21 protein-coding genes and 1 pseudogene are annotated in these 20,861 nt (G+C 58.3%); 8 read left to right on the top strand and 14 right to left on the bottom strand.

What is annotated here, in order from left to right; genetic code table 11:
• Positions 1-250: 250 nt before the first annotated feature.
• The gene (locus QJT78_RS23085; protein ID WP_281460316.1) at positions 251-670 is read left to right on the top strand and encodes a hypothetical protein; all 420 of its coding nucleotides are present in this window, start codon (positions 251-253) and stop codon (positions 668-670) included.
• A 308-nt stretch (positions 671-978) separates the two neighbouring features.
• On the opposite strand, the gene QJT78_RS23080 is transcribed toward QJT78_RS23085, so the two are convergent.
• Together QJT78_RS23080 and QJT78_RS23075 are read right to left on the bottom strand one after the other, a co-directional pair.
• Complete coding sequence (locus tag QJT78_RS23080) at positions 979-1,167, bottom strand: hypothetical protein (protein ID WP_281460315.1); 189 nt, start codon at positions 1,165-1,167, stop codon at positions 979-981.
• Between the two features lie 30 nt (positions 1,168-1,197).
• The gene (locus QJT78_RS23075; RefSeq protein ID WP_281460314.1) at positions 1,198-1,485 is read right to left on the bottom strand and encodes a hypothetical protein; all 288 of its coding nucleotides are present in this window, start codon (positions 1,483-1,485) and stop codon (positions 1,198-1,200) included.
• A gap of 160 nt (positions 1,486-1,645) precedes the next feature.
• Between QJT78_RS23075 and QJT78_RS23070 the strand changes: the two genes are divergently transcribed.
• Both QJT78_RS23070 and QJT78_RS23065 read left to right on the top strand, forming a co-directional pair.
• Positions 1,646-2,236, top strand: a complete 591-nt coding sequence (locus QJT78_RS23070; protein WP_248888935.1) for a recombinase family protein — start codon at positions 1,646-1,648, stop codon at positions 2,234-2,236.
• Between the two features lie 195 nt (positions 2,237-2,431).
• A pseudogene (locus tag QJT78_RS23065) lies at positions 2,432-2,845 on the top strand (transposase); the annotation flags it as partial.
• A 190-nt stretch (positions 2,846-3,035) separates the two neighbouring features.
• On the opposite strand, the gene QJT78_RS23060 reads toward QJT78_RS23065, so the two are convergent.
• Both QJT78_RS23060 and QJT78_RS23055 read right to left on the bottom strand, forming a co-directional pair.
• The gene (locus QJT78_RS23060; protein WP_281460313.1) at positions 3,036-5,135 is read right to left on the bottom strand and encodes a CHAT domain-containing protein; all 2,100 of its coding nucleotides are present in this window, start codon (positions 5,133-5,135) and stop codon (positions 3,036-3,038) included.
• A gap of 4 nt (positions 5,136-5,139) precedes the next feature.
• Positions 5,140-6,621: a metallophosphoesterase gene (locus QJT78_RS23055; RefSeq protein ID WP_281460312.1), complete on the bottom strand. Its 1,482-nt coding sequence runs from the start codon at positions 6,619-6,621 to the stop codon at positions 5,140-5,142.
• 200 nt (positions 6,622-6,821) lie between these two features.
• Here QJT78_RS23055 and QJT78_RS23050 point away from each other — a divergent pair, with 200 nt between their 5' ends.
• The 5 genes from QJT78_RS23050 (at position 6,822) to QJT78_RS23030 (ending at position 13,572) form a co-directional block, all read left to right on the top strand.
• Positions 6,822-7,091 carry a hypothetical protein gene (locus tag QJT78_RS23050; protein WP_281460311.1) on the top strand — a complete coding sequence of 90 codons (270 nt, stop codon included), beginning with the start codon at positions 6,822-6,824 and terminating at the stop codon, positions 7,089-7,091.
• Between the two features lie 166 nt (positions 7,092-7,257).
• Entirely contained in the window at positions 7,258-7,716 is a 459-nt protein-coding gene (locus QJT78_RS23045; protein ID WP_281460310.1) for a hypothetical protein, read from the top strand.
• A complete protein-coding gene (locus tag QJT78_RS23040; protein WP_281460309.1) occupies positions 7,673-7,819 on the top strand; it encodes a hypothetical protein in 147 nt (48 codons plus the stop codon). Before QJT78_RS23045 ends, QJT78_RS23040 begins: the two co-directional genes overlap by 44 nt.
• A 729-nt stretch (positions 7,820-8,548) precedes the next feature.
• Positions 8,549-10,099 (top strand): toll/interleukin-1 receptor domain-containing protein, encoded by a 1,551-nt coding sequence (locus QJT78_RS23035; RefSeq protein WP_281460308.1) that lies wholly within the window; start codon positions 8,549-8,551, stop codon positions 10,097-10,099.
• Entirely contained in the window at positions 10,096-13,572 is a 3,477-nt protein-coding gene (locus QJT78_RS23030) for an AAA family ATPase (protein ID WP_281460307.1), read from the top strand. Before QJT78_RS23035 ends, QJT78_RS23030 begins: the two co-directional genes overlap by 4 nt.
• A gap of 551 nt (positions 13,573-14,123) precedes the next feature.
• Here QJT78_RS23030 and QJT78_RS23025 read toward each other — a convergent pair.
• The 10 genes from QJT78_RS23025 to QJT78_RS22980 form a co-directional block, all read right to left on the bottom strand.
• Positions 14,124-14,345 (bottom strand): hypothetical protein, encoded by a 222-nt coding sequence (locus QJT78_RS23025; protein ID WP_281460306.1) that lies wholly within the window; start codon positions 14,343-14,345, stop codon positions 14,124-14,126.
• 355 nt (positions 14,346-14,700) lie between these two features.
• On the bottom strand, positions 14,701-14,928 hold the full coding sequence (locus tag QJT78_RS23020) for a hypothetical protein (protein WP_248888927.1): 228 nt from the start codon (positions 14,926-14,928) through the stop codon (positions 14,701-14,703).
• A gap of 236 nt (positions 14,929-15,164) precedes the next feature.
• Positions 15,165-15,722 carry a hypothetical protein gene (locus QJT78_RS23015; RefSeq protein ID WP_281460305.1) on the bottom strand — a complete coding sequence of 186 codons (558 nt, stop codon included), beginning with the start codon at positions 15,720-15,722 and terminating at the stop codon, positions 15,165-15,167.
• Positions 15,715-15,981, bottom strand: coding sequence for an HGGxSTG domain-containing protein (locus QJT78_RS23010; RefSeq protein WP_281460304.1), 267 nt, complete (start codon positions 15,979-15,981; stop codon positions 15,715-15,717). Before QJT78_RS23010 ends, QJT78_RS23015 begins: the two co-directional genes overlap by 8 nt.
• A gap of 139 nt (positions 15,982-16,120) precedes the next feature.
• Entirely contained in the window at positions 16,121-17,608 is a 1,488-nt protein-coding gene (locus QJT78_RS23005) for a YfjI family protein (protein ID WP_281460303.1), read from the bottom strand.
• Positions 17,608-18,189, bottom strand: coding sequence for a hypothetical protein (locus tag QJT78_RS23000; RefSeq protein WP_281460302.1), 582 nt, complete (start codon positions 18,187-18,189; stop codon positions 17,608-17,610). Before QJT78_RS23000 ends, QJT78_RS23005 begins: the two co-directional genes overlap by 1 nt.
• Complete coding sequence (locus QJT78_RS22995; protein WP_281460301.1) at positions 18,182-18,355, bottom strand: hypothetical protein; 174 nt, start codon at positions 18,353-18,355, stop codon at positions 18,182-18,184. The genes QJT78_RS23000 and QJT78_RS22995 overlap by 8 nt, the downstream gene beginning before the upstream one ends.
• 81 nt (positions 18,356-18,436) lie before the next feature.
• Positions 18,437-18,643, bottom strand: a complete 207-nt coding sequence (locus QJT78_RS22990) for an excisionase family DNA-binding protein (RefSeq protein ID WP_281460300.1) — start codon at positions 18,641-18,643, stop codon at positions 18,437-18,439.
• A 158-nt stretch (positions 18,644-18,801) separates the two neighbouring features.
• On the bottom strand, positions 18,802-19,491 hold the full coding sequence (locus QJT78_RS22985; RefSeq protein ID WP_281460299.1) for a hypothetical protein: 690 nt from the start codon (positions 19,489-19,491) through the stop codon (positions 18,802-18,804).
• A 431-nt stretch (positions 19,492-19,922) separates the two neighbouring features.
• A partial coding sequence (locus tag QJT78_RS22980; protein ID WP_281460298.1) for a tyrosine-type recombinase/integrase occupies positions 19,923-20,861 on the bottom strand: 939 nt, incomplete at its 5' end.

Raw genomic sequence — 20,861 nt, 5'->3', positions numbered from 1 at the left:
GCGGGGACACTGTGGGTGAGAATAGTCAGTGATGGATATTCTTAGCTGGCTCCGGTACCACCGGTGTCCGTCCTGGCGCAACGCTCGACTAAAGTAGCAAAGTGCGGGGCAGGCGGCTTACTGCCGTCGCCGCTGCTAATTGCATACGCATTTCCGGGACGAGAAATCCTTGCGCTGAGAAACAGTGTAGATGCCAATGTTGGTGGCGGAATCAACCGCCTAACTCAGTCCATGCCCGGGGGGGCGGCTCATGATTCCGGACTTTGAAGGAGCGGACGATATTCAATCTATATTGGAGCGTTTTATTCCGGCTGCCAGAACGATCATGCTCGAACACCGATTGGCGTATGAGGGGCAGGAATGGTCGATCACAGCTCTCGAACTGTATCTTTGGACGGGTCGAGCCTGGTGTGACCCTTGTACAGACAGGAAGTCTGGACAGGCGCGACACGGAGCTTGGTATGTGAATCGCGGGCCCAATCCAAACCATGGACGCATTGACATCGCTGCAGGGAACGGTCGTGAAATATTTGCCGGATTTCTTATCCGCGAACTAGATCGGAAGGATGGCTCAGCTGTTGCGCTTCAGAAGATCATCAGAGGCCGGTTTGGCAGGCGGAACAATCACGATGGTGGACTACTGAAGAAATCGATAGGATCAATTCAATAGACGGCGCCAGTGTGACTACTGGCCCGCTTAGGCTAGTGCCAATCGAACCGAAATCTTCAGAGGTCTGGTTGGGACCGCGAATCTTCCATACCAAAAATGCTGAGAAAAAGTTGTACCTCGGATATCCGCTTCGAGCCGCAGTATGGCCAACCGAGAGATTGAAGACTCAAATGAAGCGATGGGAGGATGTAGCTTTGGACGCCCTGGCGTAGTCTTAACCTCGTTTTAGCCGTAAGATCGTCGCCCGAGACAGGTCGACAGCCGGCATGTTGACGCCAAAAGCACCTACACGCGAAGATGATTTACGACTATCTTGCATTTGCCAAGTCAGTGGCCTCTTCTTCGTCTGCGGTCATTTCCAGACTAAACCCGCCCAGCCTGGTGTTGCGTCGATACATCTCGGTGCCGCTCATCGCCAGGTACTTGAACCGATTGCTGATCAACATGAGAAGAACGGGCGACAGTCCGTCCATTGACATCGGAATCAGCCCGACCATCTTGTCGTCGTGGAGCTCAAGCGAGCCGATCTAGATCGGCTCATGATTCTTGCGACGTTCCTCGTCCAGATCGCGGTCTGGCAGTTGCGTCACCTCAACCTGGTCAGTCCGCAGTTCGGTGGGCTTCAGCATGGTGCCCTTGATCACAAGGTGCCGGAATTCATGGTACGGCTCGATGCGTTGCCGCGACAAGTCCGAGCTTAGGGAATAACTCCAGCACCAGCCGGTGATTTCTAGAACGTATTCTTGGAATCCGAGATGAAGCGCCCGTCGCTGTCGCTTCGGTTTCGCCGGTGGAAGCTTCCGGTTCTCGACCATGCGGAGTCTGCGGGTAAGATATACCGAAAACCCTCCCCGATCGTCGCGTGAAAGATCCTGATTTTTCAGGACTCCGCAGCACAGAAAGTTTCATACGGAAAACACTTGATTTTCGTATGGCCATGCGTATGCTTTCATTCGTGTAGAGCGGAGGCGAGTCATGAAGCGTGTGGGCATTTACCTTCGGGTCTCAACGGGCGGGCAGAATACCGCCAATCAGAGACGCGAACTTGAGGCAGTCGCCGCGCGATCGGGCTGGGAAGTGATAGGAGTCTATGAAGACGCCGGCATCAGCGGTGCAAAAGGGCGCGACAAGCGTCCTGGCTTCGACCGACTCCTCAAGGATGCCACAGCACGCAAGATCAACATGATCGCGGCCTGGTCCGTCGACCGGCTCGGCCGTAGCCTTCAGGACCTCGTCAGCTTCTTGACGGACCTCCAGGCTCTAGGCTGCCATCTGTATCTGCATCAGCAAGCACTCGACACCAGCACACCTTCCGGAAGAGCGATGTTTCAGATGTGCGGCGTTTTCGCCGAGTTCGAACGCGGCATGATCCGGGAGCGGGTCAATGCCGGGCTTGCGCGGGCTAAGGAGCGTGGAATCAAGTTAGGTCGGCGTCCGGTCACGTCGTCGGTGGAGGCTCGCATCCGCGAGCTGAGGGCCGAGGGCATGGGTATCCTAAAAATCGGTCGAACCCTTGGGGTTGGCACGTCAGTTGTTCAGCGCGTGCTTTCGCCGACCGCTACGTGAAAAAAGCAAGAAGCGCCGCCCTGCTCGGCCTGCAAGAGCCGCGACTTGTTCCGGGACAACCCACAGAGGGAGCGTTCAGCGGCGTTGTTGGTCAGGCTGACCCAGCCATCTTGATGAAGCAGGCAAACCGATCCTGGGGGGCTCTGCACAGTGATTTTGACAGGAGGGTCCGGCGGTCAGATTAGCACCGGCAGGAGTCATCGTCCCTAGCGCAAGGTCAAGGTCACCGAGCGGCGAGCGGCAAGGGATTACGCCCAATGCATGCGTGATCGCGTCGACATCCATTATCCCGACGCCGAGATCATCCGGGTCGTCCAGGATAATTTACCGACCCACTCCGCCGGCTCCCTCTATCAGGCGTTCCCGCCCGCCTAAGCCAGACGGATTTTACGCCGGCTCGAGTTCCACTACACCCCAAAACACGCAAGCTGGCTCAACATGGTCGACATCGAAATCGGAGTCCCTCGGGGCCAGTGCCTGGATCGTAGGATCGACGATCCCAAGCGACTGCGCCGCGAAATCACCGTCTGGGAACGACAACGAAACGCCGCCCGCTCCCGCATCAAATGGATGTTCACAACAGACAAGGCTCGCGCCAAAATAGCTCGGCCTATCCCGCCACTTCCAGAGAATGATAGTCACTGTGACGAGGTACTAGTAGCGCATGAGTTCGACAGCCGGGACGAAATCGGGGATTTTGCACTTCCGCGCTCTGATACGCCCAGTTCGCATGTTCCAGAGCCGCAAAGAATGTTCCGGGTTCAGCTCACGGAGTAATTTAGCGAATTTCTGGCGCGGGTCACCTTTCCGGGACGTCCTCGGGCAGCTGCGCAGGCAGTAGGCGAACGACCTCTTCGGCGATGGCAACCGCTGCCTCTAGGGCCCCCGATGGGCAGAGTTCAGCGTAAAGATCAAGATATCGTACGATCTGCCGCCGCGTGGAAAAGACCGCAAACGTGCCAGGTTGCGCCATTTTGGCCAGATCCTTCGCGTACTGCGTGGCGAGAGCCCTCCAGTCGGGGGGCGGTCCGGGGTTTGCTCGGGCCTGCACCACCTCATTCATCACAGGCGCTAGGATGTACAGCTCAATTAGATTGCCCAGTGCCCACGCGCGTCGCTCGTAGTCCAGGCTCGAGAGTGCGCGAAGCGACTGCACCTCCGCCAATGCCCACAGTTTGCCAATCTCCTCGTTCGGGGCGTCGGCACCCTGCGTCAGGCGACCACCGTGCCGCATGACAACACTCAGACTGATATACTGAACCACGGCCCAATACGCAGCTGCGTTGAAACCGAAGGCGTCGTCATAGAGCTTGCGCGCGCGCTCAAGCGGTGGCCACACGCGCTTGTCGAGCTCAGTCATTGGGACCGTGCTCGACGATCGTTTTAGTGTCTCGTACTCCAGCGCCGCCTCGCGCTTGTCGGCGCTGGCGAGCAGGGCGACGATGCGGGCGCGCTCCGAAGGCAACCGATCGACCAGCCGTGCGAGCCGCGCGCGCGCTTCCTGCACGCGGTTCATGGCCGACTTAATTTCGGTCGCGCCGAGGGCTGCCGCTGTACTGCGGTCCTGGGTTGCCGTCACCTTGCGTGAGCGGCGATCACTGCGCTCGACTCGCGCCACCACCTCATCAGCGAGGCCCAGAGCGACCTCAATAGTGAGTCGCGCGCGCTGGATCTGCACAGCTGCCAGCTGGCGGTCGAAGTTCGGTGGCAGTGAGGAGTATGCGGTAATGCTTGCCCAGTCGTGCGTGTCCGGGAACTGCGTATGCAGCGAACGGCGCAGGTCGATCAACAACCGGCGAGGATCCTCACCTGACAGGAGCCCTTCGTAGAGCATCTCCACCATTCGGACCGAGCCGCCGAAGGACAGCGGGAACTGTGACGCGATCACCATAGGGATGCCGTCGGCGTGCAGCGCATGCGCGATGCTTGCGCCAACGCCAGTGATCGAGCCCACAGCCCCACTGTAACAACTCGCCAGCGTTACGACAGCGGGCCGCGCGAGTTGACCCGGCGCACCCTTGCGCGACGTGCGCAGCGCAGTTGCGAGGCGCTCGCCACTCACGCGGTCGGCTGGCCCCATCGGATGCGCACTGTCATGCAGCAGCAGACCGAAGCGTGTGTCGTAACCGTCAGCGTATTCGCCGCCATGCGCCAGGATATGCACGTGCGTGTATTTGCCTTCCGAACAGGCGGCTTCGATGGCCTCCAGGCTGGCCTCCGTCAGAACGGTCAGGTGTTGCGCAAGGCGATCATTCTCCGGATCGCTGGTAGCTCCGTCGCCCGAGCGGCTGCGCGTCCCGACCCACGGTTCAAGCGTGCGCCGCAACGCCAAAAGGTGTGCCGCGGCCGGCGGAGCGGGCACCTCCGGCGGCGAAGCTACGACGAAGAGCACCCGCGTTCTCTCCGGCCACACCACCTGCTCCTCCGCCACGCGGCGCGTCTCACGCGTGATCGCTACCGGGTGTACCGACTGAAGTAGCAGCGATTGTCCCGCACCGGGAAATCCGATCGGCGCCACCGCCAATTCGAATGGCAGCAGCGCCAATTCGGAGGCCGATAGCACCAATCTCAGGTGGGTTACCCGATCCCCCTCAACATTCTGGCCGGAGACGTCAACCGGTAGATCCTCGCGGCGGTTCATGTCAGCAGTCAGACCTGGAATACGCGCCAGCAAGTCGCCCACCAACTGGGCGGTATCCCGCAACTGAAACTCACGCGGTTCCTTTCCCATTCGATAGGCGAGCGCACTCAGTCGATAGAGCATCTGGTTATGCTCCAGCTGCAGCTGCAGCGTTACCGCCGGATGATTCTCGCAGAGTGCCAAATACTGGGTGAGAGGCGACAACAGCTGATTGTTCGCCGGGCCGTGCCGTACGAGCTCGAGCGTGATCGTCCGCATGACGTCAGTCTCCCGTCCAAGTCTCAGCGCCGGCCGGTTCGAGTCGGATCGGTTGCGGGCCATTGGCGGGCAACACATGTTGGAGCGACGCACGCACGCTGCCTGCAGCCCGGTCGGCTTCGATCAGCACGACCGTGTTGCGCCGGAGCACAACCTCGCGATCGACGCCACCAAAGTTGATGCGCGCGTTGTCGAGGACTTCCATCGTTCCGCCGTTGAGCACGCTGAATAGTGACTTGAATGCTGCCTCATTCTGGCGCACAGCCGGCTCGACGCGGATCAAGCGCGCCCAGGTGCCGCTGTTGAAGTAGTGGCCTCGTCCACGACTCCGCGGAACCGAACGCTCCAGGTGCGTGTGTCCGGCCAACAGCAGGTCAATTTCGACGCCGACCATCGAGTCCAATTCGCGGAAAGTGTCGTCCGGGGCGGCCGGATCGAAACTGCGGTCGTGATCAAGGTGTTCGAGGGCCTCGCGCAACACCTCGTGCTTCGGCCTCCCGGTCACGAAATCCTGCGTAGCGCTCCAGAACCCGAGCTGCTGATCCTGCGTGCCGCGAACCAGCGAGATCGGTGCTATCCCTTGGCGCCACGCCGATTCAACATCACGCAGCAGCGTCTCACGGCTCCGTGCAGGTGCGGGTGCAGCGAACACCGGTGCTGGGCGGTATCCTTCGGCAGGAAAGGCTGCAGGCGTCTCGGCATCTAGGAAGCCGCCGCGCATGCGCGTCAGGTCCCACGCCTTGCGTCCGGCAATCCCAGCTAGATCCAGCAGCTTGCGGTGAACCCCGGGTCTTAGTGCAGCGAGGATGGGTAGCACACCTCCCGTCTCCGGCTTGAGTAGGTCGACGAATGGGTAGTCGCGCTTGATCTGGTTCATCACCTCGATGACCATCTGCGTGCCGGCGTTTGGCGTCCAGCTATCAAAAGGCAGGCCGAACTGGCAGTTTCGTCCGATCCGACGCAAGCGCTCGTGGTCGGTAACATTCCAGCCGTCGACCTCGTTGCCGTGCAAAGCAAGCACTTTGGCGCTGCCGACGCGACAACGAACCCCAGTGCCATCGGTCACTAGCAGCAGCCGCGCCCCCGCGGATGCGCTTCCCTTGGTCACTCTTTCTGTCAGATGCGCGCGCACCCAGGGAAGCGCCAGCTCGAGATCGTGGTTGCCCAAGTTGATCATAAGCAGCCGATCCGGCGTGTCGAGCAAACGCTGCAGTGCAGCAAATATCGGTTCAAAGTGCTGCCACACACTGTCGAGCTTCGCGACGGCTCCGTCCGGATCGAAGTATCTGCTCGGTCCCTCGGCGAGGAAATCGACAATGTCGCCGTTGATCAATAGCCCGTGCGTACCCGGCGATGTCGCGGTCGCAACATGATCAATGAGCCACGCCAACTCATCAGTCGAGCCAAAGATCTGAAAGCCTACGTCTCCGCCCAAATGTAGGTCGGACACGACGTGCAGCGATTCGAGTTCGATCCAGTCTTGCATCAACGCCCCTTGGCGTCCGCCCCTAAAGTATCGGATCTCTAAGAGTGACCGTAAGAATTCGATTTCGTTTCGTTTAATTCATCTTCAACCTAGGATGGATCAAATGCAAGAGCGAGCGCCCAGTAAGAGGACAGATAGTATTGCGAAGGCATTCGCGCGGGGACCGGATTTCAGGGATCGAAGTGGTATTGGACTTGGCAATGCTGTACCGGTGGGCCGCGAACACGCGTTCTCGCTGGACGACGAACGCCTATCGCGGGATCACGGCGCTCGCGGCGGGCCGATTCAAGGAGGGGACCGACTTGTTGATGCCGGCAATCGAGTCAATCAACTACCCGATGACGCTGAAATGGTACGCGCTCCTCATCCAGCGCGTGTCCGCCAGTCAAGGGACGGTCGATGTTGCGCCCTACCTGGAGCGACGCATCTCTCCTCGCTGCTTGACGAACGTGACGTTGTCGACCCACTAGGCGGAAGCGGAACTACACTCCGTCCTTGACCGCCTAATGGCGGCAGGGTTGCTGTTCCAGCAGGGTGCGCCACCACACGCGAGTTATTTGTCCAAACACGCATTGGTACGAGACGCGGCCTATGGCACGCTGATGCGCGATCCGCGCCACGCGCTGCACGCCTGCATTGCTGAAACGCTTGAAAACCAATTTACGGATTGCCCAAAGCCAGCCGGAGTTGCTCGCGCATCACTTCACGCAGGCAGGGATGACGGAAGCCGCTATCGAATGGTGGCGCACTCCGGGACAGCGCTCGCTGGCGCGATCCGCGCTTCTAGAAGGCGAACCGCAGCACCTGCAGTATTTGGCAATGGCCTATGCTGAACTTGGCCAGCTTGACGATGTTTGGCGCTGCATTGGCGACGCGATAGAGACAATAGAAAGGTCGAAAGAAAAATGGGGAGAGGCCGAGGTGCATCGCATTGCTGGGGAAACCGCCCTCAAGTCGCCCGATCCAGACGCGGCAAAAGCCGAAGCGTATTTTGATCGCGCTTGCGGTCGCACATCAACAGCGAGCCAAATCCTGGGAGTTGCGCGCGGCAATGAGCGTGGCGCGGCTCCGGCGCGATCACGGCAAGCGTCATGAGGCCCGCGATCTGCTCGCTCCGGTCTACGGCTGGTTCACCGAAGGCTTCGACACGCTGGACTTGAAGCAGGCTAAGGCGTTACTCGATGAGCTGGCCGCCTGACTAAGGCATCCAAAACCACCCTGATTTTGTTGCGGCACATGAGTCCGGAAATGGCACTTTTCGAATTGCCGAGACAGCCTGACGATGTCCGCTCACCGGAGCAAAGCTTATCCAGTAGCAAGGCCGCGACTTCCGTTTTTGATGCCGGAGCGGCCATTCGGAATTGCCAGGGGCCCACGAAAACGAAGCGAAGACATTCAACTCTTCCCGATGTCGCTGGTGGACAGTGTGAGCTAGTTCATATGCGCGTCGCCGAGGCGGTCCAATAATACGGAGTAGTCTTCATCCTTGAGGTCCGAATTTGCTGGCTAGATAGTAGCGCAAATTGCGTTTTCTCCTAAAGACTTATGAAGTTGCGCCATGCATTACGAACGCGGTCATTCTGACGAAGTTGATTTAGCTCAGATCTGGGGTAGCGCACAACATTGCCGCACCGCAGATAGCCTACCGCCATGGGCTCAGGGTGAGCGAGCGGGTCGATCTACGCTTGGAGCAGGCGACTTCAACCATGCCGTCCTGCACGTCCGCAGGGTCAATGTGCCCACCACTGCCGTCTCGGGCGTTCTACTCGCTCTTCTTGTTGGCAAGTGTTTTGAGACTTCCTTGTAATACCCTGGGACTGGACAACCAAAGCTAGAAAATGCAAACTCCATCGGTAGGCGGCTAGACATCACCAAACTCCATCGGTAGGCGACCGGGGGGACTATGGGAGACGCTAAGTCAGAAGCAATGAACGAAGAAGGCGCCGGACGGTCGGTCTTTGTAAGTTACCGCCGTCTCGACGACGATCCGCCGCCGGAAAAGCCTGAGGGCGGCTTCGTGCGGTATCTCTCGCAGCAGGTGAGGTGGGAACTAAACCAGTTGGGCGTTCCCAAAGCCGTACTATGGCGCGATCGAGCAAAAATCGAACCGGGTGACATCTGGAGCCTGAAGATCGAAGAGGCTCTATCGGATGCGGATATCTTCTTGGCGATTGTCTCACGAAACTACGTGCACAGCGATTGGTGCGCTCGAGAAATTTCGACAATGGCCGCGCGAGGAGTCCCGGATGGGTCACCGAAGCGTATGTTGCGCATCGATAAGCATCGAGTGGAAGATCGCTGGATCCCGGAGCCGCTTCGTGGGGTCCAAGCTATCCGGTTCTACCAGGAGGATGCCGAAACAAAGGAAGAGGATGAATTTTTTTGGCGTGGTCGAGTCTGCCTTTATGACGAATACATTTCTGCAGTCCGCCGCCTCGCGCGCGCTATTTACGACAGACTGGAGCAGCTTGGCGGCATCAACGAGGCGAGGCGTGATCGGGCGAAGGACGAGCCCAGTTCCAGTACAGCCAGCGAAACTCCAGATTTCATTCCAATACACACAATCTTTGTTGCGAAGCCCGCCGCCGACCTGTTGGAAGAATATCGTAGCCTCACCCGTGAGCTCATGCAGCGGGGCTGCCGCGTTCTTCCGGACCCGTCAGCGGCGTTGCCGGACGACGCTGAGCAAGTAACCAGGAGCATCCAGGATGCCCTGGCCAATTCCCCTCTTTCGATCCACCTGCTTGGGAAAAGGAAGGGGTCCCGGCCGGATGGCCTGGACAAAGACCTAGTGCCGTTTCAGCTCTCAGCAGCAGCGAGGCGTGCCCTCGCGGATCCGACATTCAATCGATTGATTTGGGCTCCGAAAATTATGCCGCGGTCGAATCCGGCCGACGAAAATCTGAAATTGCGGGATCCGATTGATGTGCTATCCGGATTTGGCGATAAATGTCCTACAGACGAGATCGATGGCGATACCGCGGCAAGGTTCAAAGAATTCGTTCTTCAGCGCATCTTTCCAGAGGCCGCGTCTTCCCTACGCCCCAATATCTACATTCACAGCATGCCAATGGACCGCAGCTTTGCTGTGAACATCGCCAGGGAACTGAAAGCTCTGGGCGCAACCCCTTTGCTGGGGCCAGAAACCGATGATGGATCATCCCAACAGATCGATCAGGCGCGACGAGCTTTACTCAGTGAAGCCCATTATGCTGTGGTTTGCTGGGCTGCAGCTAACCGAGCTGAGGTCACGAGCGAGACGGTTTGTTCCGCCTTGCAGGCGTGGAAATCAGGCAATCAAAGCAAGCGCCAGCTAATCTTGCTCCTCGGGCCACCCTCATCCAATGCAAAAGCGGAGATAGCGGAATTCGGAGTTGGCTCGGCGGTTGATCGCATCGTCGACGCCTCCGGCCCTGGCGAGATAAAGAAGATAATAGCAGATCATTTCCAAACTATATGCCGGCCGAGCCGTTCATGAACGCGACGGCCGCTGCCAGCGTGGAGCATCCATTTATTGGCCTGCTGCCGTTCGGTTATTGGGACCACGAGTTCTTTTTTGGACGTAACCAGCAGATAAATATTCTCGAACCCTTGGTGGCACAACGCAAATTTGTTGCCATTGTGGGCACCTCCGGCAGTGGCAAATCATCTCTGGTCAGAGCGGGCCTGTTGCCGAGGCTAGAACGTCGAGAGGAGGCGTGGTCCTGGATCGAAATGCACCCAGGGAAGGCACCTATCAGGGCTTTGGCCGAGGCTCTGGGTACTGCAGCTTCTGAAGACCATGATGGCCCGGATCTGATTGCAGCAAGAACCGACAGGATCGAGTTGCTCCTTCACCGGTCTAGCTTTGGTTTGACGGAAGCCTTTGATCTTTTACCACGTTCCGCCAAACGATGGCTCATAGTCGTAGACCAGTTCGAAGAACTGTTTCGATTCACCGAGCTCAACGAGCAGGTGGCCAGCCAGTCCAGACTTGCCGCGCGTCGTCGAGATGAGGCAACTGCATTCGTTCAACTAATCCTCGCCGTTACTAATTCGTCCTTCAATTTACCGATACACATTGTGGTAACGATGCGGTCGGATTTCATTGGCGAATGCGCGCGTTTTCATGGACTGCCCGAAGCGGTAAGCGCAAGCCAGTATCTGGTGCCGGGGCTTACAAGGGACCAGCGAGCGGAAGCCATTTCCGCGCCGGTAATGCGTGCGAATGGCCAAATTGATATGGAGCTCATCCAAAAGGCTCTCAATGACACGACCGAGGACGTTGATCAGCTACCAATCCTTCAACACGTCATGATGCGGTGTTGGCAGCAGGCCTCGGAAGAAGTGGCAAAAGGCGTACAGCGTCGTCCGCGGCTAACCGTGCAGCATTATCGGGTAGCTGGCGAAGCCGGTAATGCCCTATCGGTTCATGCAAATGAAGTCTTGAGGAGCCTGAAAAACGCAACTGACAATCCTGTCGAAGCTACCTCGGCCGCGCTCGTGGCGAAGCGGCTTTTTCAGTCTTTGACGGATGTTGATAAAGCCGGACGGGTGACTCGTAGGCCTCAACGTTTCAAGGATCTGCTGCACTGCGCGTTGGGGGCGAATGCCTCGGAACACGAGCTTGAGAGTCAGGAGGTCCGTAAGCTGGTAAGCACCGTGATTTATCGTTTTGCCGAACCTTCATGCAGCTTCCTGCGAGCGCCATCTGAAGCAGACCTTGACGACACGTCGATCATTGATATCGGGCACGAGGCCCTAATTCGACATTGGGACAAACTAAAAGGGGGCGGCGAAATAGATTGGATCCGCGAGGAGCAGGAGAATGCAGAGCAGTATAGAGGGCTATGCCGAATGGCTCGCGCCAATGTCACCATCCCGCCTGAAGAGCTTGCATCTATTGAGAGCTGGTGGGTTCGAAGCCTGCCGAATAGATACTGGGCTGCTCGCTATGAGAGGGGACTGATTTCAGATCAATCTGAAGACAACTTTGACGACGTTCTTGCGCTTTTGGAGCGAAGTAGATCGAACGCCAATGAACTAGAGAAGCAACGGATTGAAACAGAAGAAGCCAAGCAACGCACTTTTAAAGCCAATGCCGAGGCTGCGGCAGCCGAGACAAAACGGCAAGCAGCCGAAGCGATAGCCGCCGCCCGAAAGCAGCGATACAATATTATTGTTGCCGCTAGTATTGTAGCTGTTGTGCTGTCGATTGGATTGGGGACGCAGCAGTATCAGAAGCTGCAGGCTAAGACGGAAGCGGACAGGGCTCTCCGGGAAAAGGAGAAAGCCGAGGAGCGCGAAAATACATTTGGCTCCACGGTCTTAGCATTTGCAGCCGAGAGAATCCTACACCCAGCCGGGGTGACCGGCGGTGCGGATGCCGCCGCGCTGCTGTTATCCAAGCCTGATCGGTTGCCTAATACATTTGACTATGAACGCAGCCTCCTTGCTGCCGTCGGCGACCTCCGCGAGACCATGCGGCTGGTTAAACTGCCGGGTAATCTTAGCGGCCTCGCCATATCTCCTGGCAAGAGATTGGTGGCGGGAGTAGGCCCGTCGCAGGGTCGACTCACTGTCTATTTTTGGGATTTTGACACTGCGCGCTTTGTTGACAGTGCAGACATTGCGGGCTCCGGCTCCGGCTTTGGGAACATACGATGGAGTCCGGATGGCAGTAGGTTACTCCTAGGTACAAGCCCCACGGGGTTCGTGTTTGCTCCATGCTCACGAGAGAAGTTGCACAAGTATTTTGCGTCGTGCGCAGGACGGACGAATGACTTACTTACAAGCTTTGGCTCGCCTCTCAACCCCGCGGCTCAGGGGGTGTGGAGCGTTGACGGAACACGAATACTTACCGGCGGTTTTCAGAGAGAAGCAAAGCTCTGGAACTCAATTGACGGCGCCTTTATCGGAGCCTGGAATTCGGCGGATGCCAAATTCGACGCCCAAGTGGGCCAATCAGCTCAACCGGCATCCGGACTCGCGTTCAGTTCTGACGGAAAACGTCTCGCAATCGGATCGCCCGCAGGGGAAATTTCGATAATCGATGCGGCTTCTTTGTTGCTGGTCAAGAAACTCACCCCCACTGACGGTCAACGCACCGGATCGATCTTCTCCTTGGTGTTCAACCCGATCGACGCAAACCGACTTGTTGCCTCCACACAAAATGGTCTTCAGCTTTGGGACATCGAACAGGGAAAGGTGCACCCCATTCGGGGTAGCAGCGGGGTTTCTTTCCAAGTCGTATTTCAGCCCGCCGGGCACTACTTTGTAACGGGTTCCGACGACGGGACCATTCGAATCTTCCCGCTTCGGGAAAATGGAAATGTTGAAGAGGGCATTTTGCTTCGAGGTCATCGGGCTCCAGTGTTTGCGCTCGATGTCTCTTCCAACAGTATCGTATCCTCAACCAATGATCGGACCCTTCGGTTCTGGAACCGGTATTCACCAGTGTCACCGCGACTATCAAACTCGACTACGTCAAGTAGCGATATAGCGATGGGAAGAGAAAACGACACGGTAGCGCTGTCGCGTGGAAATCAACCTGCCGTGAGCGTGCGGGTGCCTACACGTTTCGGAGAAGTGGCGGCAGCGGATATGACTAGAGACCGGAAATACGTGGTCTTAGCCCCGCAGCACGGGAGATTGCTTGTCTTCTCAAATGAGTTTCCGTCGCAGGAGGCTTTAGGCCGGTTAAGAGGACCTGAGGAAGATTGGAAGGCCGTTTCCTTCGAAGAGGGAGGTAAGATCATTTCTGCCACCACGAAAGGCGGCGCCACATACATTTGGCCGTTTTACTCTTCCATCGAAAAGCTGAAGAATGTGGCGGCCCAAAACCTTCCCTTTTGGCGAGAAAGCCTTTCGACTTCCGAGTCGGAGGAGCGGATCAAAGCTCCCAGTGAAATATTGTGCGTATTGTTTAACAGGGATGAGGATTGTCGGAGCGCGGAGGGGTCGCACAATTGAAAACCCGATCTGGTAACTAGTGTTCGGCTCCCTACTGCAAAAAGTTCGATCGGCAATTGCTGCTTTTTGTCAGCTACGTCGATGTGGCCGTTGCGGGTGTCGTGGCGCATGATGTCGGCGACGCCGTTGTGGTCGAAGTCGCCAACGCAACAGCGATAACCGGTAGCACCTGAAATCTCCCCGTTTCGCGACTGGCGGGGAGCCTGGCACAGATTCCGGGTGCGACGACGCTGCGGCTGAAATCACGAATTGCCGAATTAGGATCTGCTGCACTGAGAACTGTTGGACCATCACGTTGAGTGCCGCAGCGGCAGTTTTCTGTAACTTGCTTTGACGCCTATGCGTGAACATCGCGCGAACGGCCTGCTACCATTTTGCCACCAAACCACCTGATACGTTCTTGTTCAGTCCACACCAACTGAAACGGTTGATGCAAGAAACACATATAAACTGGGCCTAACTTGCATGAACTGATTTTACCTGAGCTGAGAGCAGCCGAACTGCAAAACCGTTTACATTAGTCGTGGCCTCCATGCGGCCGCGGGTTTTCGTTAGCCCATCCACGTTCCGGGCGGGTGCCGCTCGTCTCGCTCCATCCTTGCCTCGATCATGGCGTCGTAAGCCCGTCGCAGCATAGATCCGGGCGGGGCATCTTTTCCGCTGTCATCGTGCTCGGACAAAAAGGCAAAGCCGAAGACCTTTTCGAGTTCTTTCCCGTATGCCGTGACGGCAACAGCATATTCAGCGAAATAGCGGCGGGTCCGATCGCTCAAGTTGTTTTCCGGTTTTCTGCCGTCAATAAGTTGATGAAGATCGCGGATCTTCGAGTTGCACAACTTAAGCAAATGCGCATAGCATCGTTAGATCGGAATCTAGGGGCTGCTTGCTCTCTGCACCCTGAAAGATTAGTTGGTTCCCCCGAACGCCACATGACGATTGCAAGTACTGAAACCAAGAACGCAACTCCCAATGTATTTGCGCCGGTCATAGAGCATCCAAGCGACCTGAATTGCGGGCGATCGGCAATCTCCTTTGGCAACTACCGCACTTCGGTCTGCGATTTGTCGCGATACAATGCGAGCACTAAACGGTGCGCATCTTCTTGGGTCGTTCACGCCGGTCCGGGGCTTAGGGGCCGAACAGGCCGCCTTTTGGTGGTGCTTTCTGTCCTTTGCTCGGCCGCAAAGGTGCCTCCCCGCGGCTCGCGAGCTGTTCGCGCAGGCTCGGCGGCCTGTAAAAGGCAAGCAGGCCCTGACCGATGTCGTCAACGCGGGTTGTGGACCGCGGCAGTGTCCGCCGTTCGCATCCGGGGATAACCATCTGCAATCCGGCCAGGGTACGCTCAATGTCAGACATTTTGCGGCTCCGAGTTGATCAACCGGGATCAGAGTCGCACGTCGCCCGGCACCGACCTAGACGGCCCGACGCAATCCCCAGAAAAACTCACGGGAGCGGAAGCGGGTCTAGCTGCTGGCAGGAGCACAAGAGTGGACCGACGGTCCGTAGGCTTCCGCGCGTGGACCGGAGCTGGCTGCGGCGTCGCCGGGCCGGACCTTCGAGCAGCACCCAGCGCGATGCGATAGTCTAGTTTTTCATTCATTTCCGTTGCTCGGGGTCTGAAGATTCCCGATCACAGCTTGAGCATTGGGCTCAATGTGGACGTGTTCGATCCGCATAAATTGAGAGCCACCCCCTCGCGTCCGGCGTAACGTATCGGTCTGAAGGGCATATGCTCTGAGCAATTTGCTAGCGGCCGCTGCCATCATGGCGACATGCCGGTCGCCGCCGTGGCCTCCGCCGATCCGCGAAAGCACAGCCATTCCGGCAGTGTGTGTGCAGGCCATCTGGATAACTAAAGCAGCCTCAATCTCAGTCTGCGGTTTAGCGCTCTCTATGAAGCTGAGCGCAGCGTTCATTGCGATTTCTGAAAGGCCGCTGTTGGGCAGCCGAGCGGCACTCTGCAACTGGAACAGGGTGGCATTCACGAAATCGCTGCTGGACGTACCGAGCGCAGCCTTGAGCCGCGCCCACCATCCGGTGCCATCACCCGAAGGAGGATAAGGCTTCGCTAAATCAGCGTTGATGCACCGAAGACGCACCCGCACAGGTGAGTCCTTGCCCCTTCTCGTTGGCAGCTTTTGATCAGCCATCCTTCCCAGTCCCCGCGAACCCTGCTGCCAAGGACTTGGCCCAACGACGCTCGGCAATAGCCTCGGCACTGAAATATCCATCCTTATACATCCCGTTTTCCTGCCCCTTCGGTGCGCCGGAACTGCGTCCTCCATGCAAACGACAACGCGCGCGTCCACGTATCGCAGGGCACTCACACGGGCGACCGGCTCGATTGCGAGCTCCACATCTTTGAGCGGCTCGCAGGTGAGACAGTCGTGTCTCAACAGCTTGGTTCATGGGGTTGCCCTCGCGGTTTGCCGCATCCCCCCAAATAACCGAATGGAGTTTTCGCGACTACCCCACCTAAAGCACCTAAAGTACCTAAAGTTCTCGCGCACTTTAGGTAATTTAGGCACTTTAGCGGAGGGGGCGGCGCTCACGTTTCGCGAACGATGTGCCAGACATTCCGTCGATGTTCGCCAGCAACTAAGGCTCCACCGGGGAGCTTGCGTAGCCAGCCATGCGCTTCAAGTACGGCGACAAGCTCGAGCGCGCTTTTACGGCTTCCGATGAAATTGGGTCCCCTCTGATAGATGTCGGGCAACGAGACGTTGGGCTCCTTCCAGGACTGGTGAAGCCAGCCTAGCAAGCGACCGGCCTGGCGGAGCTTGGCATCGATCTTTGCGCCCTCGAAGAGCCGCAGCGCTTCATCGGCGTAGTGCCGGGCCAGCTTGATTCCTCTCTCGACTGCCTCCAAGCCGATCTCCTTCGCATCGGGATCAGTGAACATGGTCAGTACCGCGGCCAGACGCGCCGCATGTTCCGGCAGCTTGTTCCCCAAGCCCGAGATCGGCTTCAATTCGCCGTCCGGGCCGAGTTGCCCCTCCACGTGGTCGGCGAAATTGATCAGCAGCGTCCGCGCCTCGCTGGTCAGCCGGAGCACCTGCGGGGCGACCTCATGCGGATTGCCGTTTGCGTGGGGGAGCTGCCGTTGGAGAATGGTGTACATTTGCCGCTCGTACTCGACCAGTTTGACGCGGGATTCCGGACTCGGCTCCTTGTGAAAGCGACGACCGGCTTGAGCCTCGGGCGCGGTCATCAGATAGCGAGAAAGCATCCCTTGGTCGATCAGTACGGGGTCCGACAGAAGAATGTGGGCCACGTCCGGCTGCACCATCAAATGCATGGCGAGCCGGCGACCTGGCAAGACGGTTACGCCGTCCTTGGCGCGCACCCTCTTGATAGGCTCGCCGTCCCAGCAACTCGAGAAGGCTGCCGCGCTGGCCAACTTGTTCTCTTCCGACATCGCATGGCCGCCGACGAACTGGCCGCCTTCGGACGAAAAGACCCCCATGCTCGGCTGTCCCTGCTGCAAAGCGAGGGTCAGGCCCTCGAATGTCGGGTCAGGACACGTCAACATCGGCAGCGGCGGGGCGACGGGTTCAGGACCGAGTTTGTTCAGCGCATTGCGAATGGCGCTGCGATCGCCCTTGTGAGAATTGATCGCCGCTTTGCGTGCTGCGTCCCACGCGGCATGATCGTTCAGGAAGGCCTGCCGTTCGGCTTTGTACGTTTCCGCCAAGAACTCTTCATGCTTGCGGACCGGCGCAAGCGCCCGCTGATCGGTTGCCGTCTTCTTCTCTCCGGACGCCGCCACGGTCAAGAAAAAGTTGGAAACGGGCTTGATTTGCCCGGTCGCAAGCTCGACGTCGGCATGGCCCTGGACGACCAAAGCGGCGGCGGCCAGGACTGCCTGGCCGCACATCGCGAGGGGCGATTGCACGTGTTCGTGGATGGCCGCGGCCGCGTCGCCGAGGACCGGACCGAGGGCCTCGATGGGGAAGCTGCCGGCCGGCTGCGCCTGGCGGACGAGCGGCAGCGGGCGCTCGATCGTACCCTTGAGCATGGTGACGCTCTCTGTCATTAAGCGGTCTCCAGGCTAAGGGCTTTCCCGACCGTGATCTGCGGGCCGGTCAAAGCGAAGTACCCCTGCAGTTCTTTCTGGTGCAGTTCATCTTCCGCCACCAGGATCGGCACGTCGGCGAGCGCCGAGCGCGCGAAGCCGGGCTGCAAAATCACGATGCCGCAGCGGCCCGCGCGCAGCCACTCGATTGGGCTGCGGAAGACGCGCAGTCCGTCGACCAGCGGATTGGGATGCTGAATCTGGCGCTCGCCCAAGGCAAAGCCCTCGCCGCACCAGAGAGCCAGCCGCTGGGTCGCGGGCTGCCAAGCTGCGATGTCGATCATTCCCGCGTTGCTGAACACCACAAACGTGAAGGCCTGCTCGCCGGCGAGGCCAACGTCCTCGGCGAACGAGAAGTACCCCCCACAGAAGGCGACTTTATCGACCAACACCGGCCATGGCGTGCCGAGGTTGACGGCGGGCACCCCGAGCGCGGCGAACCGGTCGATTTCGCGCTGGTTGAGATTGCGACCGTGAAGGTGCGCCAGGCGGATCATGCGCGCGTGGGTGGGCGGATCGAGGAGGCGGGCAAGCTCAGTCATTGCTTGCCTCCTTGATCGGCATGTTCGCGCGGACCCAGGCCAGCGCGAGCGGAAAGGACAAACCAATGTTCAGGCTGATGCGACGAGCCCACCGCTCCATGGCGCGCTCGGCATCATGGGCGACATCAGCATTGCTGCTGGCGCCAAAGCTGCTATAGGTTTTCATGTGAATAGAGACCTGTTTGGCCCGGCCTGCGTAGCGTGGTAGCGAGCGCAGTGTCCGGGCCGTTTTTTGATGAGGGTTAAGTTACTTTTCCGGCAGGGCTTCAAGCCAAGCGCGCAGATCCGCCTCGTAGACCAGCGAGCGGCGGCCCGCCTTGCGGATGCGGAGTCTACGGTCCTGGATTTCGCGATATAGAAACGTGCGGCCTACGCCGACAGCTTTGGCGACTTCGGAAATGGAGTAGGCGTAGCGGCCCCCAAGCAAAAGCTCGCGGAGCTCCGTTTGGGTCATAGAAAAGTCTCCTCTCTGCTTAAGGCCGACTGCGGCCCTGATGGCGAGGAGATGCTCCCTTCTAGTTTTCGATCTTCGATGGCTATTGGAGCACCCCGCCGCGTCCCTGGTGAACGCGAGCGTGTGCAGAGAACCGCCGCTGTTGCGGAAAATCGAACCTACGGCTTTTTGGACGGACTTGATTTTCCGGACGGGACAAAGTCCGGCATCGTCGCCAGCAAGATTCGCGTGTGCCGGGCTTGGTCCTTTTCAGAACCATAAATCGGGTAAGTCCCGGTAACGGCCGCGAGCCAGCTGCCGGGCGGCGCCATCTTGGCGATGCGGCGATACCTCTTCCGGAGAGCCTCGACCTTTAGTTCGACGTCAGGTCTTTGCGAGCGGCTGCTTGCCGACACCTTCAAAAGCGCACATTTCTCGACGTCTCTTGCAATGGTCTCCAATGCTTCGGGGAGCGATTTGCCTTGTTCTTTCAGCTCCGTCACGTAGCTATAGAGCAGTTGATCGAGGTCGCGCGTAGATTTCTTGGCCGCATTGCGGTTCGGCGGGCGAGGGCGGACCCATGAAATGATCCCAACTCCGTGATGAATGGCTGCGAGCTCCTGAAAGGCTCGCTGCCACTTGTCGGGGTGTTGAGGATCAACACCCAATTGCTCAAGGATTTGATTAAGCTGATCCTCAGTTCGGCGACGAATCTCCTCAACCAGTTCGGCGGTTACCTGGGTTTTCGGATCTTTCAGCCGGTGGCCGATCAAGTCTTCCAGCCTGAGGGCGGGAAATCTCGAGAGGCGTGCGGCCTTGTCCTTCAGGTGGCTCTTCGGCGGAAAAAAAAGTCTGCTGCCCACGCTCATCGTCGTATCAGCCTTTGTGACTTGTCTCGCCTGTCGTCGGCGCGGAGAGGCGGGGGACGAACTGCGCGACATGTGCCACTCCGGCTTTCTCGCGGAACTGACTGGACGGGTGAGCGCACGATAGCGGACGGTCGTGGACGCAGCGATAGGGCTTGCGGTTGCGCGGCGCGCCATGCACAGGCGGGAGAAGGGGGAAGAGCCGTCTACAAGATGCTATTTTAGGCGGCTGAACTTGCGTTGCGCAGCCTTGAACAGATGCCGAAAGCTCTGACGGCATCGTTGCTGGAACGGCTTGAAAATCGCGCGGAAATTATTCTGATATATCAAGCGCTTGAAGGATAAGCGGGATTCCGCCCCTGGGCACCATCATTTCAATGACTTACAGCGTTTGACGGTGAGCCGTTAGACACTTCCAAAGCCTGGCTAGACAATTACGTTCGCGATTTGCTCCCCAAGGGATCCAACTTCTCGATCACCTCTCGCATTCGCTGTGAAGTGTCCGCCGTCTCGGAATAGTGAATTGCCATTGCGAGCGTCTTCTGGCCGAGCCATCGCCGGACTGTGTCGATATCGAAGCCTGCCTCAATAAGGAGAGTTCCAACTGTGTGCCGCAGGCCATGAAACGTGAGCCCGTCGCCGATCTTCCCTGCACGCTTTAGAGCCCCCATCGCTTTGATGAAGCTGGAGTTGAAGCCGCTCTCCGTCCATGGGGTCGCGCTGGTTGTCGCTGCGATAGTGATCGCAATGTGCTGCGGCGATTGCTTTAGTAATTGAGCTAAGTCGGGATGGATCGGGAGTGAAAGTTCTTGGCCCGTCTTGTTCGTCCGCCGCCAAATTCGACCTTCGCGAATCGCGCTCTTCTTCAACGCCAAGACATCACCCTTGCGGAGACCGGTGAACATTGCCAGCCCTACTGGTAATTTCAGCTGGTAGGGAAGTTCTGCGAGAACAGTTCGACATTCTTCGATTGTCCAAGGTCGATTAGCTGGTGGTGCGCTTCGAGACCTCTTGACACGCTTCACGCCCTTGACCGGATTATCGCGAACGATCCCGTGCTCCTTACCGTGCTCACATGCAACCGACACAACCGCCATCACGTAATTCGCTTGCCTGCGGCCGTGTTTCTCCGCAATGCGATCTCGCAGCCCAGCGATGAATTGCGGTGACAACTCAGCAAGCGGCATCTCATCGAGTGGCTTGAGCAAATCCATCATTCGCAAATAGCCCTGCTTGGTCGATGAAGCCAGGTCGGTGTAGGCGGGAGCTATGGCGGAATCTGGGTGATGACGGTGTGAGGAAGGCGGCGTATCGAGGCGGGTGACGAGCCTGCCAGAACCTCTCGAGGAGAGCGATACGCCATGACCGAGACT

Origin of the sequence: Bradyrhizobium sp. Mp27 (genome assembly GCF_029953005.1) — a bacterium.
In the GTDB taxonomy this organism is placed as follows: domain Bacteria; phylum Pseudomonadota; class Alphaproteobacteria; order Rhizobiales; family Xanthobacteraceae; genus Bradyrhizobium; species Bradyrhizobium barranii.
Note: the sequence above shows the minus strand (reverse complement) of the source record. Positions and strands in the feature narration are given on the sequence as shown.